Consider the following 16765-nt stretch of genomic DNA (forward strand, 5'->3'; position numbering starts at 1 on the left):
GAGTATTCGCCGATATCGCCCGTCGAACGCGTGCTCGTACCGGCGCTTTCAACGGGTGTCCTCTACACGAAGCTTCGTGACTTGCCGCGTTTGCCGGGCGACATCCGCTTCATCGAACCAGAGCGGCTTGCGGCCAAAACCCGTATAGAGCGCGAGCTGATCATCGTAGTGAGGTGAGCGCGTTCCATCGGGGGCGACAAACCCGCTCTGGCCCGGCGCGACGACATCGAACGCCTGCACTTTGCCGCGTGCCGCCGCGCTTCCGAATACGATCAGATCGTTCTCCGTGCCGCGGTTCTGGTACTCCGGCACGCGAACAGCCTCCGATGCATCCGCCTGTGGCACGCCAAAGAAATTGTTCGCGCGAAACGTCAGGCGCACGGCGGGCGTTCGCCAGGCCGCGATGTCGTCGCCCTGCTGCGCGGAGAGCTTCGTCCAGACCTCGCCGAGCGCGGCGCGAATCGCGTCGTCGGGCTGCTCGCCCGCGAACAGGTCCACGCGCTGCGGCACGCCGGAGCGTTCGCCGAGCAGCGCCTCGTAGAGAATCTTGCTGCCCGTGCTGAGATTGAGCGAGCCTGTCGGACCGTCCTGTGTCGTTTCGTAGCCGCTCGCCGTGTACCACTTGTCGAACGGCGCGGGCACGGCTTTGGCAACGGTTCGGGTCAGCATCGCGCCGAGCCATGCGCTCATGATCGCCGAGCCGGGTTGCGCATAGTGGTCTGCGTCCTTCGGATCGTCGTTGATGCCGTTCCACTGGCGCAGCGTGCCGGCGATGCGGCGTCGCGGGTCGTCGGCGTTCAGCGATGCAGTGGCTCGCTCGATGAACGGAAGGAACAGCCGCACATTGAGATCGGCGCGGCTGGTGTCTTTCAGGACCTGCCAGACGTCGTCGCTGTCGAGGGTCGCATGCGCGTCGATGCGCGTGCCGATCTCGTCGACACGGTCGGCCGTGCCCCACAGAAAAGCGAAGAGATCCGAGGCGGGATAGCCCTTCTCCGGCGCGTTGTTCCAGTTCGCGATATAGCCGGCGCGCGGATTGTAGATCTGCGGATTGGTCGAGAAGGGCAGGTTGCCGCGCCAGTCCCACTCGCCGGTGCCGGGCACGGGCAGACGAGGATCGTGCCCGTCGCGGCGATGCGGATAGGCGCCCGTATGCGCGTAGCCGATGTTGCCGTCCCGATCCGCGTAGTACCAGTTGATCGTCAGCGCCTGACGTGCGGCCTGTGCGGTCCAGCTTTTCCAGTCCCGCGCCTGCGCCTGATGCGTCCACGCCAGCAGCGACTGCACTTCGAGACCGTCCCACGCGCGCGCTTTCGCATACGCCGTGTGCGTGGCGTCGTCGCGCTGCATGACGTTGCCGTGCACGGTGCGGTACACGTCGAGGACCACGGGTGCGCCGTTCTTCACGTGAATGATCTCGGTGCGCTTTTGCATCTGCACCCATCGGCCATCGTGCCAGTAGAAATCCGGACGCGTCGGGTCGACGCGCTCGGCATACATGTCGATATCGTCTCCGAAGCCCGCCGTCGAGCCCCACGATATCGTGCCGTTGTGACCGAAGAGCATGCACGGATAGGCGAACGGCGTATTGCCGACGATATCGAAGCCCGCGCCGTGCAGGCCGACGCCGTACGTGTACGCCGGCGCGAACCAGCCGAACTGCGGGCCGTTGAGCATGATCGCCTTCGCGCCGCGTGCGCGCGCCTTGCCGATGATCCACATGTTGCTCGTCGTCGGAAAGCCGGCGAGTCCGTTTGCTCCACCTTGCGCGTACTGTGCGAGCACGGCGTCGCGATTGGCCGCCGGGTCGAGCGCGAGCAGGAGGCCGTCGTCGCCGCGCGCGGGACGATCGGCCATCGGCGGCGCGCCGTCGTAACGCGGCAGCGCATACGCAAGCGATCCGTCCTGCCGCTGCGATCCGACCTTGATGGCATAGGAGCGCTCGCTCGCCGCGATGGTCGTGCGCGCGTTCGGATTCACGAGCCACTTCAACTGGTTGAACAGGTCCATGCCGCGCGTGTCGCCGTAGCGGTCCTTCAGCGCGGTGAGCAGAGCGAGATTGTCGACTTCGCTGGTGCTGTCGGAAAAGCGGTTCGCCATGGTGCCGACGAAGACCATCGCGACGTCGAATGCGCTCCACGTCGACGGCGTGAAGCCGAAGTCGTCGAACTGCTTCGGCATGAGCGTGCCGGGTTGCGCGCGAATCTGCGCGATATAGGCGTTCATGCCGGCCGCGTAGCCGTCGAGGATGTCGCGCTCGCGCTGCGGCAAGCCGGCGATCTGCTTCTCGATCGACGCGGGCCAGTAGTTGCCGCGCGTGGACTGATCGAACTTCACGAACTTTTCGCCGAGCACTTCGGCCACGATGCCCTGGGTGCTGCGCTTGGCCATCTCCATCTGGAAGAGACGGTCTTGCGCCACCGCATAGCCGTAGCCATAGAACAGCCGGTAGACGGAGCTGGCGTAGATGTGCGGCACGCCATACTCGTCCCGCTTGATGACGACTTCGTTCGAAGCGCCTGCCGCGGCGCCTGCGACGGCCGCATGGGCGGCGGGCACGAAGGCGGCGCAGGCGAGTGAAAGTGCGATGCGCGCGGCGAGCGAGCGGCGGATCAGGGCTGGCATGACGTCTCCGTGTCGTATTGGCTTCTGGTGCGCATCCTAAAATCTACCGTCCGGACGGTCAATAGTGTATTTCCGCCCGCCGCGCGGGAAAGCCCGTCAGACGGGCGTCTGCGGGTTCGGTTTAGAAAAACTAAAGGATCCCGCAGCCCGAAGCCCCTGTACGCGTCGATTTTGGGTTCTTACGCTCGACCTCGGACGATGAGACGAAGCGGGCGGCGTGTTTCGAAGCCCGTTCCACCTGTTTTCGTGCGTCGCGGGCAGCCTGCCTCGGGATGCACATGCAAGGGAGCTTCCATGAAGAAAGCGATTGCCTGCCTGACGTTGTCGATGCTTGCGCTGTGCGCCCACGCGAAGGATGCGGCGGAGTTGCGCTTCGGCGTCGATCCTTCTTACGCGCCGTTCGAATCGAAGTCGCCTTCGGGGCAACTGGTGGGCTTCGAGATCGATCTCGGCAACGAGATCTGCCGTCGCCTGAGCGTGCGCTGCGTGTGGGTGGAAACGGCCTTCGACGGCATCATCCCCGCGTTGCAGGGACGAAAGTTCGAGGCGATCCTGTCGGCGATGTCGATCACGCCGAAGCGCGAGACGCAGGTTGCCTTCTCGACGCCGCTCTTCAACACGCCCAGCCGCCTGATCGGCCGTCAGGGCGCCGATATCCGGCCGACGGTCGATTCGCTGAAGGGCAAGCGGATCGGCGTCGCGCAGGGCTCGACGCAGGAAGCCTATGCGAAGGCCTACTGGGCGCCGGCCGGGATCGAAGTGGTGTCGTACGGCAATCAGGAACAGGTCTATACGGACTTGCGCTCGGGGCGCATCGACGCCACGTTGACCGACATGATCTCGGGCAGCGAGGGCTTTCTCAAGACGCCGCAGGGCGCGGGCTATGCGTTCCTGGGCGACCCTGTGACGGATGCGAAGACCCTGGGCAAGGGCGCGGCCATCGGCTTTCGCAAGGACGACGCCGCGCTTCGCGAGAAGATCGACGGCGCGATCGAGGCGATGAAGAAGGACGGAACGTACCTGCGGATTCGCCAGCGCTACTTCGACTTCGACATATCGAGCAGCTGAGCGCGACGCCGATGCCGGGTGCGCCCGGCATCGTCAGATCAGCAGTTCGACCGAACGCAGGACATTGCGCGTCTGCTGCGAGGACGATTCCAGCCCGTCGCGAATCGTGCCGATGAGACAGTCGATGAAGCACTCGGACGCATCGCTCAGCGGATGGCCGCTTCGCGAGATGACGCTGACCATCGCGTCTTCGAGCTGCTCGCGCAGCGGAAACGCGCACAGGCGCTCGCGTGGCGCGCTCAGTTCCACGAGCGGCCACGGAAAGACGCTCACCATGTCGGTCTGCCGCAGCAACGAAATGGCGATCGAGAACGAATGCGCGAGGTGAATCTTGCGGGGCATCGGCACGCCGTGCCGCGAGAACATGTTCTCGACGAGCGGTCCGTCATTGGCCGGGTCCCATGTGAGCACCCAGTCGAGCTCGCGCAGATCCGCGAGCGAGTGACAGCCGAGCAGCGGATGACCTTCGCGGCCCACTACGGCGCAGGTGGAAGAGAAGAGCGGCCGGTAGTTGAATTCGACACCGGATGTGCCCGGCGCCGGCCGGCCGATGAAGAAATCCAGGCTGCCGTCGCGCAGTCGCGGATTGGCGATCGACAACAGGCCTTCGAAGAATTCGAGCCTCACGTCGGGCATTTTCTCGCAGAAGCGCGTGATGGTTTCCGGCAGGAACGTCATGGCGATCCACGGCGTCACGGCGACCGTGAGCTTGCCGCGCGCCGCGCCGCGCAACGCGCCCATTGCTTCGTGCGCGCGCGTCATCTGTCCCACCATCAGCCGCGCATGGACCAGCAGCGCCTGGCCCGCGTCCGTCAGCATGACGCCCGATGACGTGCGGTTCACGAGCGGCATCTGCACGTCTTCTTCGAGCTGGCGCAGGCTCTTCGTGATCGCCGCGGGCGATGCGTCGAGCAGGCGCGCCGCGCCGCGAATGCCGCCGGCATCGGCGACGGCCACGAGCGTTCGGAGTTGATGGAGCTTCATGCAGTCTCGTCGGGTGGGCTGCTGCGCCGGGGTGTTAGCCGTTGGTTGTCACGTTCACGATTCTAGCTCTCCCCCGGCCGATTCTGTCGCGATACGTTAGCGCCATTCCCGTGCTTCGCCTGGCGGATAACCCTGATAACACGAGACGCGAACGATGAATGCTCCAGACGACTTCCTTGCGGTCCGCGATGAAATGATCGCGTTGCGGCGCCAGATTCATGCTCATCCCGAACTCGGCTACGAGGAGTTCATGACGAGCGATCTCGTCGCGGAACGCCTTCGCGAATGGGGGTACGAGGTCCATCGCGGACTTGCGGGAACCGGCGTGGTCGGCACGCTGAAATGCGGCGACGGTCCACGTCGAATCGGCCTGCGCGCGGACATGGACGCGCTGCCGGTCCATGAGCGCACCGGTCTGCCCTATGCGAGCGTCACGCCGGGCAAGATGCATGCGTGCGGACACGACGGCCACACGGCGATGCTCCTCGCCGCCGCCAGGGAACTGGCCCGCACCCGCGCGTTCGACGGCACGCTGCACCTCATCTTCCAGCCGGCGGAAGAAGGGCTCGCCGGCGCGCGGCGCATGCTCGAAGAGGGGCTGCTGGAACGCTTTCCATGCGATGCCGTGTTCGCGATGCACAACATGCCGGGTTATCCCGCCGGTCATCTCGGCTTTCGCGCGGGGCCGTTCATGGCATCCGCCGATCAGGTGACCGTGCGGGTGATCGGTCATGGTGGCCACGGCGCGATGCCGCATATGACGGTGGATCCCGTCGTCGTGTGCTCGGCGATCGTCCTTGCGTTGCAGACCGTGGTGTCGCGCAACGTCGCGCCCCTCGACATGGCCGTGATCACCGTGGGCGCGATTCATGCGGGCGAGGCGTCCAACGTGATTCCCGACGAGGCGCGCATGAACATCTCGGTGCGGGCCTTGCGCCCCGCCGTGCGCGACGAACTGGAGCGGCGCATCACGCAGCTGATCGAGACGCAGGCCGCGGTGTACGGCGCGCGGGCCGAGGTGAACTACGAGGCGAGCTATCCGGTGCTGGTGAACGACGCGGAGATGACCGCATTCGCGCAGGACGTCGCGCGCGAGTGGCTCGGCGACGATCGTCTGATCGCCGATCTCCAGCCGTTCACCGGCAGCGAAGACTTCGCGTGGATCCTGCGCCAGTGCCGTGGCTGCTATCTGATCATCGGCAACGGCGACGGAGAAGGCAGTTGCATGGTCCATAACCCCGGCTACGACTTCAACGACGACATCCTGATGACGGGCGCGCGCTACTGGGTGCGTCTCGTCGAACGCTTTCTGGCCTGACCCGTATCGCGCTCGAGTATTCATCCCCACACTTCGGAAACCGCTATGAAACGTGCATTGCTTCCCGTACTGCTCGCGCTCGCCATGGTGCCCGCGAGCTGGCCCGCAATGGTGCGGGCGCAGGACCCCCAGACGCTGCGCTTCGGCGTCGATCCGAGCTATCCGCCGTTCGAGTCGAAGGCCGCGGACGGCTCGCTCGTCGGCTTCGATATCGAGCTCGGCAACGCGATCTGCGCGCAACTGAACCAGAAATGCGTCTGGGTTGAGCAGAGCTTCGACGGCATGATCCCGGCGCTGAAAGCGCGCAAGTTCGACGCGATCCTCTCCGCGATGTCGGCCACCGAGTCGCGCCGTCAGCAGATCGACTTCACGCATCGCCTCTATAACGGGCCGTCGGCGCTGATCGCGCGCGCGGGCACCAGGCTGCAGCCGGATGCGAAGGCCTTGCAGGGACAGCGCGTCGGCGTCGTGCAGGGCTCGACGCAGGAGAGCTTCGCGCGCACCGAATGGGCGACCAGGGGCGTGACGCTCGTGTCTTATCAGACGCAGGACCAGATCTACCAGGATCTCGTGACGGGCCGGCTCGACGCCGCGTTTCAGTCGTCCGTGCAGGCCGACTACGGTTTTCTGAAGACGCCGCGCGGCAAGGGCTTCGCGCTGGTCGGCGAGGCCGTGAACGACAAGCGCGTCGCGGGCGATGTCGCCATCGGCCTGCGCAAGGGCGACGCGGCGCTCGAAGACCGCCTCAATCAGGCGATCGACGCGATCCGCAAGAACGGCAGTTACCAGCGCGTGGCGTCGAAGTACTTCAACTTCGACATCTACGGGAACTGAGCGCATGACGGACCAACGCAAAAGGAGTGAGCAATGCACGAAAGCCTGAAGGAGCGTCTTGCCCGTGCCGTGACGCCGGCGCTGACGGAAGCGTTTCGCCGCGATGGCGCGGTGTGCGTGCGCAACATCTTCACGGAAGAAGAAGTGGCGTTGCTGCGGAACGGTATCGAGCGCAATCTCGCCACGCCGAGCGAGCGGGCGAAGGTCGCGAGCCGGCCCGACGACCCGGGCTGGTTCTTCGAGGACTTCTGCAACTGGCAGTCGAACGATGCGTACCGGCGCTTCATCGCCGAGTCCGCCGCGCCTGCCGTGGCCGGCGCGCTGATGGGCTGCGAGACCGTGCGGCTGCATCACGATCACGTGCTCGTCAAGGAGCCGAACACGCGCCAGCGCACGCCGTGGCATCAGGATCAGCCGTACTACAACATCGTCGGCGGCGACAACGTGAGCATGTGGATTCCCGTCGATCCCGTCGCGCGCGAGTCCACGCTCGAGTTCGTCGCGGGTTCGCATCGCGGGCCGTGGCTGATGCCGCGCACGTTCATGGAAAACGAGGCGAAGTGGTTCCCGGAAGGCAGTCTCGCGGACCTGCCGGATATCGAAGCCGATCGCGCCGCGTATCCGATCGTCGGCTGGGCGCTCCAACCGGGCGACATGGTGTGCTTCAACATGCTCACGCTGCATGCGTCGGGCGGCGTCGGGGGCAACGTGCGGCGGCGCGCTTTCTCGATCCGCTTCATCGGCGACGACATCCGCCATGCGCCGCGCCCGTGGCGCACGTCGCCCGAGTTCCCCGGACTCGCGTCGAGGCTGGCCGACGGTGCGCCGATGGATCATCCGCTGTTTCCGGTCATGTGGACCGCGCGTGCCTGATGCGACGTTTGCGGCGACCGGCGCCGATATGGCCTACATGTCCGCCGGCGCGGCCGTCTCGCCGATCACGCGCAGCAGACGGTCGTTGAGCCGCTGCTGTTCCTTCGCCTGCGTCAGGAGCCAGCGATGAAAGCTGCGGCAGTGCGCCTTGTCGAACGTGTGAGGCCGCCACGTCAGGAAGTACGGACCGGGCAGCGCGAGACCCAGCGCGAAGGGCATGACGAGGCGTCCGGCCGCGAGGTCGTCGCAGATCATCGACGATTGCGCGAGCACGAAGCCGTGCCCGTCGATGGCTGCCTGAATCGCCACACTCGACAGCGAATGCACCTGACGCGAGTCGTTGACGCGTCCGTTATCCGCTTCGTCGACGCCGTTCGCGCGAAACCAGTCGCGCCACGAAGGCGGCGACGCGAATTTGGGCTGCCAGTCCACGGCAATCAGCGGATAGGCGAGGATGTCGGCGGGTGTCGCGAGCGGCGCGTCCTCGCGCAGAAGATGCGGGCTGCAGACGGGCACCACGCAGTCGCGAAAGAGTTCGACGGCGTTGCTCACGTCGATCACGCGATCGCCGTAGCTGATGCGGAAATCGATCTCATAGCCATCCGGCGACGGCTCCGTATGCGTGCCGTCGAGATAGACGCTCAGATCGGGATGGCGTTGCTGCCACGCGGTCACGCGCGCGGCGAGCCATTTCGACAAGAGCGACGGCAGCGCGCTCACGCTGAGATTGCGCACGTTCCTGGAACGCTCGATCTCGGCGTGCGCGACACGCAGGCTTTCGAACGCGAGCGCGCAGCTTGCGTGGTAGCGCGCGCCGGCAGCGGTGAGCCGCAGCCGCTTGCCGTCCTTCTGCATGAGGCGCAGGCCCAGCGTGTCCTCCAGCAACTTCATTTGCTGGCTGACCGCGCCAGCCGAAATGCCGAGGCGCCGCGCGGCTTCGGTGACGCCGCCGCAGCGGCCCACGGCCTCGAAAACCTGCAGCGCGCGCAAGGGGGGAAGTGTCTGCATCCGCGTCTCCCGCAAGATCATTCTGGTTTAGAAACTCTAAACGAAACGGCAGATTTCCACACCTGTTCTTCGGTGTTTTGGCTCCTTATGCTTCTCACGTGCCCGAAGCGAAGCGGACGTCGGCATCGACCGGGCGAGACCGAACAGGAGGCAGTGCAATGTTCTTGAAGAATGCGTGGTATGTCGCGGCGTGGGATAACGAGGTCACGCAGGATCTCCTGCCCGTGACGATTCTCGACGAGCGGATCGTCCTTTACCGCAAGCAGGACCGCACGCCCGTCGCGCTGGAAGATGCGTGCCCGCATCGCAAGCTGCCGCTCTCGATGGGACGGCGCATCGGCGACGAGGTCGAGTGCGGCTATCACGGCCTGACCTTCGACTGTTCCGGCGCGTGCACGCGCGCACCGGGCGCGGCGCGTATCCCGACGGGCGCGCGCGTGCGCAGCTATCCGCTCGCGGAGCGCTACGGGCTCGTGTGGATCTGGATGGGCGAGCCGGACGCCGCCGACCCCGCCGCCATCGTCGAGGTCGACGAGTGGAACGATCCCGCGTGGGGTTCGAACCGGGGCGATGCGATGACCGTCGATTGCCATTACCTTTACGTCACGGACAATCTGCTCGATCCCTCGCATGTCGCTTGGGTTCACCGTTCGTCGTTCGGTAACGCGGCGTGCGAGGCGGAGCCGCTCCGAACGGAGGTCGCGGAGCAGGGCGTGACGGTGTCGCGCTGGATGCGCGATGTCGAGGTCGCGCCGTTCTATGCGAAATTCGTGCGCTTCGGCGGGCGCTGCGACCGCAAGCAGCATTACGAAGTGCGCTTTCCGTCGCACGCGATCATCAAGGCGGTGTTCACGCCGGCGGGCACCGGCGGCGACGATGCGCCGCTCCATCCGGATGTCTTTCTCATGAACTCGTATAACTTCATGACGCCGGTCGACGCTTCGCACACGCGCTATTTCTGGTTCCAGACACGCAACTTCGCGCCGGGCGACGAGGAGGTCTCGCGTCAGTTCGACGAGGACGTGCGCCACGCCTTCGAGGAAGATCGTGCGGTGTTGAGCGCCGTGCATGCGGGCATGGCGCAGCGGCGCACGCCGAACATCGATCTCGCGATCGACGCGGGGCCGCTGCGTTTCCGCCGTGCGCTCGCGAAGAAGATCGAGCGCGAGCAGGCCACCGCGATGGCGTCGTCCGCCGCGTACGTCGCGGGCCAGACGGCCAACGGAGTTGTTGCATGACGAGCGACGCCACGCCCGCGCCCGGCAGTTTCAGGCGGCTTCGGGTTGCACGGCGGGTCCGCGAGAGCGCGTCGGTCGTGTCATTCGAGCTTGTGCCGACGGACGGCGGCGCGCTGGCGCCGTTTCTCGCCGGCCAGTTCGTCGCCGTGCGTCTCGCGATGCCCGACGGCGAGCCGCTTCTGCGGACCTACAGCCTGTCCGGCGATCCCGCCGACACTTCGCGCTGGCGCATTTCGGTCAAGCAAGAGACGAACCCGCGCGGGCGCGGCTCCTGCCATCTCCACGAGCGAATCGCGGTCGGCGATGCGCTCGAGATCGCCGGACCGCTCGGCGCGTTCGTCTGCGCGGAAGACAGTGAACGGCCCGTCGTGCTGATGAGCGGCGGCATCGGCGTGACGCCCTTGCTCAGCATGCTGCACCGGCTGAGTTCGGCGAGCACGCGGCGCGTGCACTTCGTTCACGCGTGCGAGAACGGCGCAGTGCACGCGTTTCGCGACGAAGTGCGGCATCTCGCCGGGAGGCGCGCGGGCATCGGCGTGCATGTGTGTTATCGACGGCCGCGCGGACGCGAGGACCTCGATGTCTGCGACAGCAGCGGATTGCTGACGAAGGAGACCTTGCAGGCGCTGCTGCCGCTCGATAACTACGAGGTCTATCTGTGCGGGCCGCCTGCGTTCATGCAGGCGAACTGGAGTTTGCTGCGCAGCCTCGGCGTCGCGCGCGAGCGCATTCACTACGAGTTTTTCGGACCTGCGACGGTGATCGATGCCGACGCTTTGCGAGTCGAGCCGCCTGTCGCCGAGACAGTTGCATCGGCGATTGTGGATGCCACCGATGCGGCGCTCACCGTGCGCTTTCATCCGCACGACGCGCCGGTCGCCTGGGACCCCGCGTGCGGATCGCTGCTCGAGTTCGCGGAGCAGTCGGGCCATGCGCCGCCGTTCAGTTGCCGCGCGGGCATCTGCGGCAGTTGCGCGGCGCGTCTCGTCGAGGGGCAGGTGAGCTATGTCGAGCCGCCGCTCGATCCGCCGGCCGAGGATGAAGTGCTGCTGTGCTGCGCGAAGCCATCGACTTCCGTGACGCTGGCGCTTCAGTGCCCATGAGCGCCGCACCGGCACGCGGTTTCAACATGAACAACGAGACGAGGAGCGCATGACCATCGAATTTCCAGTCGAACCCCGGTACGCGAGCCAGCGCGAGCGATTTCTGCAGGCGGCGAGCGCATCGAATGCGGCCGTGGTGTCGTACGAACATCCGTTGCGCGGTCCGGCGGGCGAAACGCTCGCGACGGACGTCGCGTGGCTCGGCCCCTCCGACGCCCGCCGCGTGCTGCTCGCGATTTCCGGGACGCATGGCGTCGAGGGCTACTACGGCTCGGCGTGTCAGACAGCGTGGCTGCGCGAGCTCGGCACACGCGAATTGCCGGATGGCGTCGCGGTGATGATGGTGCACCTGATCAACCCGTGGGGCACGGCGTGGGCGCGCCGCGTCAACGAGGACAACATCGACCTGAACCGGAACTATCTGGATTTCGGCGTGCCGCTGCCGGTCAACGCGCGTTACGAAACCATCCACGAGATTTACACCTGCCGCGATCTGGACGGGCCCGTCCGCGAGCGCGCGGATGCGCAACTCGCCGCGCACGTGCGCGACATGGGCTGGCCGGAATATCAGGCGATCGTGGGCGCGGGACAGTACGCGCATGCGGATGGCCTGTTCTACGGCGGCACGAAGGCCGCGTGGTCCAACGAGACGCTGCGCGCGATCGTCGATCGGTTTCTGACGCCCGCTCAGGTCGCGATCGCGTTCGATCTGCATACCGGCGCGGGTCCGTTCGGCCATCCGATGCTGATGGCGATCGCGCAGGCGCGCTATCCCGCGCTTCTCGATGCGCAGACGCTCTACGGACCCTGGCTGCATACGCTCGTCACGGACGCGCACGCCGCGGTGAGCGATACCGGCGTCGTGGCCCGCGCGACCGGCTATACGTCGCAGGCAATGCTCGATGCGTTGCCCGCGACGCATCTGATGCAGCTCGTGATCGAGTGCGGCACGTACGCCGAAGCACCCATGCACGAGGCCTTGCGCAACGATCACTGGCTGCACCTGCACGGCGACCCGCACGATGTGCGCGGCAGGCAGATCAGCCGCGCGCTGTTCGATGCCTTCCTGCCCGCCGACCAGGACTGGCGCGATATCGCGTGGCGTCGCACGCGGCAGGTCTGGGAACGCGCATTGAAGGCATTGCCCGGACTGGATCGCACGACGCGCGACGTGTGATCCGCGCCCGCCTGGCAAGACGCCCACGAGAAACCCACAAAGGAGACACGCCATCATGCTGGACGGATATGGACCGCAACTGATCGCGGGAACCTGCAGGACACTGGAGCTTGCGCTGTTGTCGCTCGCGGTTTCGTTCGTGCTGGGACTGATCGGCGCGGCGGCGAAACTCTCGGGCAGGCGCGCCTTCGTGAGCATCGGCACCGCTTACACGACGCTGATTCGCGCGGTGCCCGACCTCGTGCTCATGCTGCTGTTGTTCTACAGCATTCAGATCCTGCTGAACCGCGCCACGGATGCGATGGGCATGGAGCAGATCGACATCGATCCGTTCATCGCGGGAGTGCTCACGCTTGGCTTCATCTATGGCGCGTATTTCACGGAAACATTCCGCGGCGCGTTTCTCGCGGTCGCGCGCGGACAGATCGAAGCGGGGCACGCCTACGGCATGACGCGCTGGCAGGTGTTCCGCCGGCTGATGTTCCCGCAGATGATGCGTTTCGCGCTGCCGGGCATCGGCAACAACTGGCAGGTGGTCGTGAAGGCGACGGCGCTGGTGTCGATCATCGGTCTCGCGGATATCGTCAAGGTCACGCAGGATGCCGGCAAGAGCACACTGCGGTTCTTCTTCTTCACGCTGGCCGCGGGCGCGATCTATCTGGCGATCACGTCGCTTTCGAACGTGCTGCTCGCGTGGCTCGAAAGGCGCTATTCGGTTGGCGTGCGGAGGGCCGCGCTGTGATCGACATCGTTCGCGAGTACTGGCAGAACTATCTGTTCACCGACGGCTACCGCCTGACCGGTCTCGCCATCACGCTGTGGCTGCTGGCGGCATCGATCGGGCTGGGCTTCTGCCTGGCCGTGCCCCTCGCGGTTGCCCGCGCCTCGCACAACCGGTTCATCTCGACGCCGGTGTGGCTCTATACCTACGTGTTTCGCGGCACGCCGCTCTATGTCCAGCTTCTGCTTTGCTACACGGGCCTCTACAGCCTGCAGGTCGTGCATTCCCATGCGCTGCTCGATACCTTCTTTCGCAACGCGATGAATTGCACGCTGCTCGCCTTCACGCTCAACGAGTGCGCCTACACGACCGAAATCTTCGCGGGCGCGATCAGGGCCACCGCGCATGGGGAAGTGGAGGCCGGCATGGCCTACGGCATGTCGCGCTTCACGCTGTATCGACGGATCATTCTGCCCTCCGCGCTGCGCCGCGCGCTGCCCAACTACAGCAACGAAGTGATCCTGATGCTGCATGCGACGACGCTCGCCTTCACCGCCACCGTGCCCGACATCCTGAAGGTCACGCGCGACGTCAACTCCGCGACGTATCAGTCGTTTCAGGCATTCGGCATCGCGGCGCTGCTGTATGCGGGCATCGTGTTCGCGCTGGTGTTCGCTTTCCGCAAGCTGGAGGCGCGCTGGCTCGCATTTCTGAGGCCGCGTGCGCTCTGACGGGCGCGCGGCATAACCGTCATCAGGCAGGAGAGTTCGAACCCATGTCCAAGCTGGCCGTGCATGACCTGCACAAGAAGTATGGTGAAAACGAGGTGCTCAAAGGCGTATCGCTCGATGCGAAAGCCGGCGATGTCATCAGCATCATCGGGTCGAGCGGTTCAGGCAAGAGCACGTTTCTGCGATGCCTGAACTTTCTCGAACAGCCCTGCTCGGGCAGCATCGCGCTCGATGGCGAGGCGATTCGCACCGGGCGCGACCGGCGCGGCGCATTGCGTGCATCCGATCCGAAGCAACTGCGCCGGATGCGCGCGAAGCTTTCGATGGTGTTTCAGCATTTCAATCTCTGGGCGCACAAGACCGTGCTGGAGAACGTCATCGAAGCACCGGTGAGCGTGCTGGGTCTGAGCCGCGCCGATGCGATCGAGCGTGCGCGCGGCTATCTTTCAAGGGTGGGGCTGACGCCCGCGATGGAGAACCGCTATCCCGCCCATCTTTCGGGCGGCCAGCAACAGCGCGTGGCGATCGCCCGCGCGCTGGCGATGGAGCCGGAAGTCATGCTGTTCGACGAGCCCACTTCGGCGCTCGATCCCGAACTCGTAGGCGAAGTCCTTCGCGTGATGCAGTCGCTCGCGGAGGAGGGGCGCACGATGATCGTCGTCACGCACGAGATGGGCTTCGCGCGAAACGTATCGAATCACGCGGTGTTCCTGCATCAGGGACGCATCGAAGAGCAGGGCTGTCCGCACGACATCCTCGTGAATCCTCGAAGCGAGCGGCTGCGCGGGTTTCTGTCGGGCAGTCTCAAGTGATGTGAATTTCGGCAGACAGGCCTCGGCAGCGCGAAATGATCTCGTCGCGACCGGTGCGACGCGAAAGTTATCGCGCGTCTTTCAAATCAGCGACTCCATAATCGTCTGTCATCCGGGCGCGTTCCGATTAGCGCGTTGCATTCCGAATGCATCGTCGGAGTGAATCGATCAATCGCTACAGATGAGGGGTCTAATGTCTACTGTCCTTTCCAATCAACTCGAATGGTTGTCGAAGCCGCTCTCGTGGACTGACGCCCATTCCGCCGCAACGCCCGAAGCGGCGGCGCAACTGGCCATGCTCAACGACCTGCAAGGAAACATACTCGACGGGCACGGCCGCGATCACACCAGCAATCTGTTCCTCCGATTCGACCCTTCGAAGAAGAGCGAGGCGCGTGCGTTCGTGGCGCGCATCGGCGGCACGATAGTGTCGGCACTCGACCAATTGCTGAAGGCGCGGGCTTATAACGAGCAGAAAATGGACGGCGGAACCTTCATCGCCCTGATGTTGACGGCGAAAGGGTATGACGCGCTCGGCGCGCCGGACGCAAAGCCGGCGGACGCGGCGTTCAACGCGGGCATGAAAACCCGCGATCTCGGAGATCGCCTCGACGAATGGGAAGCGCCGTTCGCCGGCGAAGTGCACGCGATGATTCTCATCGCGAACGATGACGCGAACGTGCGCAACAGCGATCGCGACGACATGATCGCCGCGATCGACGCCACCGGCGGAACGGTTACGCTGCTCAATCGCGATCACAAGGAAGACGGCAACGCGCTGCGAAACAAGGCGGGCATCGGCATCGAACATTTCGGTTATGTCGATGGCCGCAGCCAGCCGCTCGCGTTGCTCGAACAGGTGAAGAAGGAACTGCCGGCAGGCGGCGCGAAGTTGATGTGGGATCCGACCATTCCGCTCGCGCAATTGCTGCTGCCGTGCCCCGGCGGGAAGCACGACGTGAGTTGCGGGAGCTACTTCGTGTTTCGCAAGCTCGAGCAGAACGTGAAGGGCTTCAAGACGCGGGAAGAAAACCTTTCCCGCCTGCTCGAAACCGATTACGGCAGACCTGCGAACTCGATCGATGCCGGCGCAGCCGTGGTGGGGCGGTTCGAGAACGGCGTGCCCTTCACGAGCACGCAGGACGAAGACGATCCCGCTTTCGCGGGGCCGGTCACGAACAACTTCAATTTCGACGGCGACGCCGGACTCAGATGCCCGTTCGCCGCCCATATCCGAAAGAGCAACCCGCGCACCGACACACCCGATTCGAAGACGCATTTGATGGCGCGTCGAGGTATTCCGTTCGGCACGCGCAGCGACGATCCGAATGACGATCGGCTCGACAACAAGCCCGAAGGCGGCGTCGGCTTGCTGTTCATGGCGTATCAGAGCGACATCGGGCAGCAGTTCGAATTCGCGCAGCAGAAGTGGGTCAACAATGCGTCGTTTCGTCATCCCGGAACGGGCATCGATCCGGTGATCGGTCAGCCCGCGAAGCCGTCGGGGCAACGCTGGCCCGTCGAGTGGGGCGCACGTCTGAGTGACGGCAAGGACGATGAGAGCTTCGCGGGCTTCGTGACAATGCGCGGCGGGGAGTATTTCTTCGCGCCATCGATCTCTTTTTTGAAATCGCTTTGACAGCGTGATTCGCGGTGTTTGGGGCTCGGCCTGTGGACGCAGGCCGAGTCCTGTTCACTGTGCGAAACGAAGCGTGGAGCAGAGCTTCCGGAAAGATGAAGACGGTCCTCGCGTGACCGCTTCGCCCTTGCGAGCAGCGTCGAGCAAGACTATTCATCTTCCGCGGCCGTCTCCCTCACTTTCGTCTCCCTCACTTTCGCTTGATCCGAGCGACCGCCGCCCGCAAGGCCAACAAATAGCTTTCCAGGCCAAAACCGCAAATCTGGCCGTCGACGACCTCCGCGAACACGGAGTGGTGCCGAAACGACTCTCGCGCGTGGATGTTCGACATATGCAGTTCCACGACCGGGCAAGTGAGAATCGCCAGCGCGTCGCGGATGCCATAGCTGTAATGAGTCCATGCGCCGGCGTTGATCAGCACGGCGTCACAGCGTTCCTCGAAGGCTTGATGAATGCGCGCGCACATGGCACCTTCGCTGTTCGTCTGAAACGATTCCACCTGTACGCCGAGTTCAGCGCCGAGAGCCTGCAAACGACCGTCGATTTCGGCGAGCGTGATCGTTCCGTACTGCACCGGATCGCGCTTGCCGAACATGTTGTGGTTGACACCGTGAAGCATCAGGGCATGTTTCAT

General features: G+C 65.0%; 15 protein-coding genes. 11 read left to right on the forward strand and 4 right to left on the reverse strand.

Features of this window, described 5'->3' with window-relative positions:
• Positions 1-48 precede the first annotated feature (48 nt).
• Positions 49-2625, reverse strand: coding sequence for a penicillin acylase family protein (locus U4Y90_RS16265; RefSeq protein ID WP_321795942.1), 2577 nt, complete (start codon positions 2623-2625; stop codon positions 49-51).
• A gap of 294 nt (positions 2626-2919) precedes the next feature.
• Between U4Y90_RS16265 and U4Y90_RS16270 the strand changes: the two genes are divergently transcribed.
• Positions 2920-3693 carry an ABC transporter substrate-binding protein gene (locus U4Y90_RS16270; protein WP_321795944.1) on the forward strand — a complete coding sequence of 258 codons (774 nt, stop codon included), beginning with the start codon at positions 2920-2922 and terminating at the stop codon, positions 3691-3693.
• Between the two features lie 33 nt (positions 3694-3726).
• Here U4Y90_RS16270 and U4Y90_RS16275 read toward each other — a convergent pair whose 3' ends face one another.
• Positions 3727-4677 carry a LysR family transcriptional regulator gene (locus tag U4Y90_RS16275; RefSeq protein WP_321795946.1) on the reverse strand — a complete coding sequence of 317 codons (951 nt, stop codon included), beginning with the start codon at positions 4675-4677 and terminating at the stop codon, positions 3727-3729.
• 154 nt (positions 4678-4831) lie between these two features.
• On the opposite strand from U4Y90_RS16275, the gene U4Y90_RS16280 reads away from it, so the two are divergent.
• From U4Y90_RS16280 to U4Y90_RS16290, 3 genes are read left to right on the forward strand one after another with little or no spacing between them, the layout of a single operon-like run.
• Positions 4832-5995, forward strand: a complete 1164-nt coding sequence (locus tag U4Y90_RS16280) for a M20 aminoacylase family protein (RefSeq protein ID WP_321795948.1) — start codon at positions 4832-4834, stop codon at positions 5993-5995.
• Positions 5996-6040: 45 nt separating this feature from the next.
• Positions 6041-6829, forward strand: a complete 789-nt coding sequence (locus U4Y90_RS16285; protein ID WP_321795950.1) for an ABC transporter substrate-binding protein — start codon at positions 6041-6043, stop codon at positions 6827-6829.
• Positions 6830-6862: 33 nt separating this feature from the next.
• Complete coding sequence (locus U4Y90_RS16290) at positions 6863-7702, forward strand: phytanoyl-CoA dioxygenase family protein (RefSeq protein WP_321795952.1); 840 nt, start codon at positions 6863-6865, stop codon at positions 7700-7702.
• Positions 7703-7735: 33 nt separating this feature from the next.
• On the opposite strand, the gene U4Y90_RS16295 is transcribed toward U4Y90_RS16290, so the two are convergent.
• Positions 7736-8710 carry a LysR substrate-binding domain-containing protein gene (locus tag U4Y90_RS16295; protein ID WP_321795953.1) on the reverse strand — a complete coding sequence of 325 codons (975 nt, stop codon included), beginning with the start codon at positions 8708-8710 and terminating at the stop codon, positions 7736-7738.
• Positions 8711-8868: 158 nt separating this feature from the next.
• Here U4Y90_RS16295 and U4Y90_RS16300 point away from each other — a divergent pair, with 158 nt between their 5' ends.
• The 7 genes from U4Y90_RS16300 (at position 8869) to U4Y90_RS16330 (ending at position 16131) form a co-directional block, all read left to right on the forward strand.
• Entirely contained in the window at positions 8869-9948 is a 1080-nt protein-coding gene (locus tag U4Y90_RS16300; protein WP_321795955.1) for an aromatic ring-hydroxylating dioxygenase subunit alpha, read from the forward strand.
• Positions 9945-11051, forward strand: a complete 1107-nt coding sequence (locus tag U4Y90_RS16305; RefSeq protein WP_321795957.1) for a 2Fe-2S iron-sulfur cluster-binding protein — start codon at positions 9945-9947, stop codon at positions 11049-11051. The genes U4Y90_RS16300 and U4Y90_RS16305 overlap by 4 nt, the downstream gene beginning before the upstream one ends.
• A 49-nt stretch (positions 11052-11100) precedes the next feature.
• Entirely contained in the window at positions 11101-12228 is a 1128-nt protein-coding gene (locus U4Y90_RS16310; RefSeq protein ID WP_321795958.1) for a DUF2817 domain-containing protein, read from the forward strand.
• A 52-nt stretch (positions 12229-12280) separates the two neighbouring features.
• Positions 12281-12970, forward strand: a complete 690-nt coding sequence (locus U4Y90_RS16315; protein ID WP_321796144.1) for a histidine ABC transporter permease HisQ — start codon at positions 12281-12283, stop codon at positions 12968-12970.
• The gene (locus U4Y90_RS16320; RefSeq protein WP_321795960.1) at positions 12967-13680 is read left to right on the forward strand and encodes an ABC transporter permease; all 714 of its coding nucleotides are present in this window, start codon (positions 12967-12969) and stop codon (positions 13678-13680) included. Before U4Y90_RS16315 ends, U4Y90_RS16320 begins: the two co-directional genes overlap by 4 nt.
• Positions 13681-13724: 44 nt before the next feature.
• A complete protein-coding gene (locus U4Y90_RS16325; RefSeq protein ID WP_321795962.1) occupies positions 13725-14492 on the forward strand; it encodes an ABC transporter ATP-binding protein in 768 nt (255 codons plus the stop codon).
• A 193-nt stretch (positions 14493-14685) separates the two neighbouring features.
• Positions 14686-16131, forward strand: coding sequence for a Dyp-type peroxidase (locus tag U4Y90_RS16330; RefSeq protein WP_321795963.1), 1446 nt, complete (start codon positions 14686-14688; stop codon positions 16129-16131).
• A gap of 190 nt (positions 16132-16321) precedes the next feature.
• Here U4Y90_RS16330 and aroQ read toward each other — a convergent pair whose 3' ends face one another.
• Entirely contained in the window at positions 16322-16765 is a 444-nt protein-coding gene (aroQ, locus tag U4Y90_RS16335; protein WP_321795964.1) for a type II 3-dehydroquinate dehydratase, read from the reverse strand.

This window comes from Caballeronia sp. J97 (genome assembly GCF_905220305.1).
GTDB lineage: Bacteria > Pseudomonadota > Gammaproteobacteria > Burkholderiales > Burkholderiaceae > Caballeronia.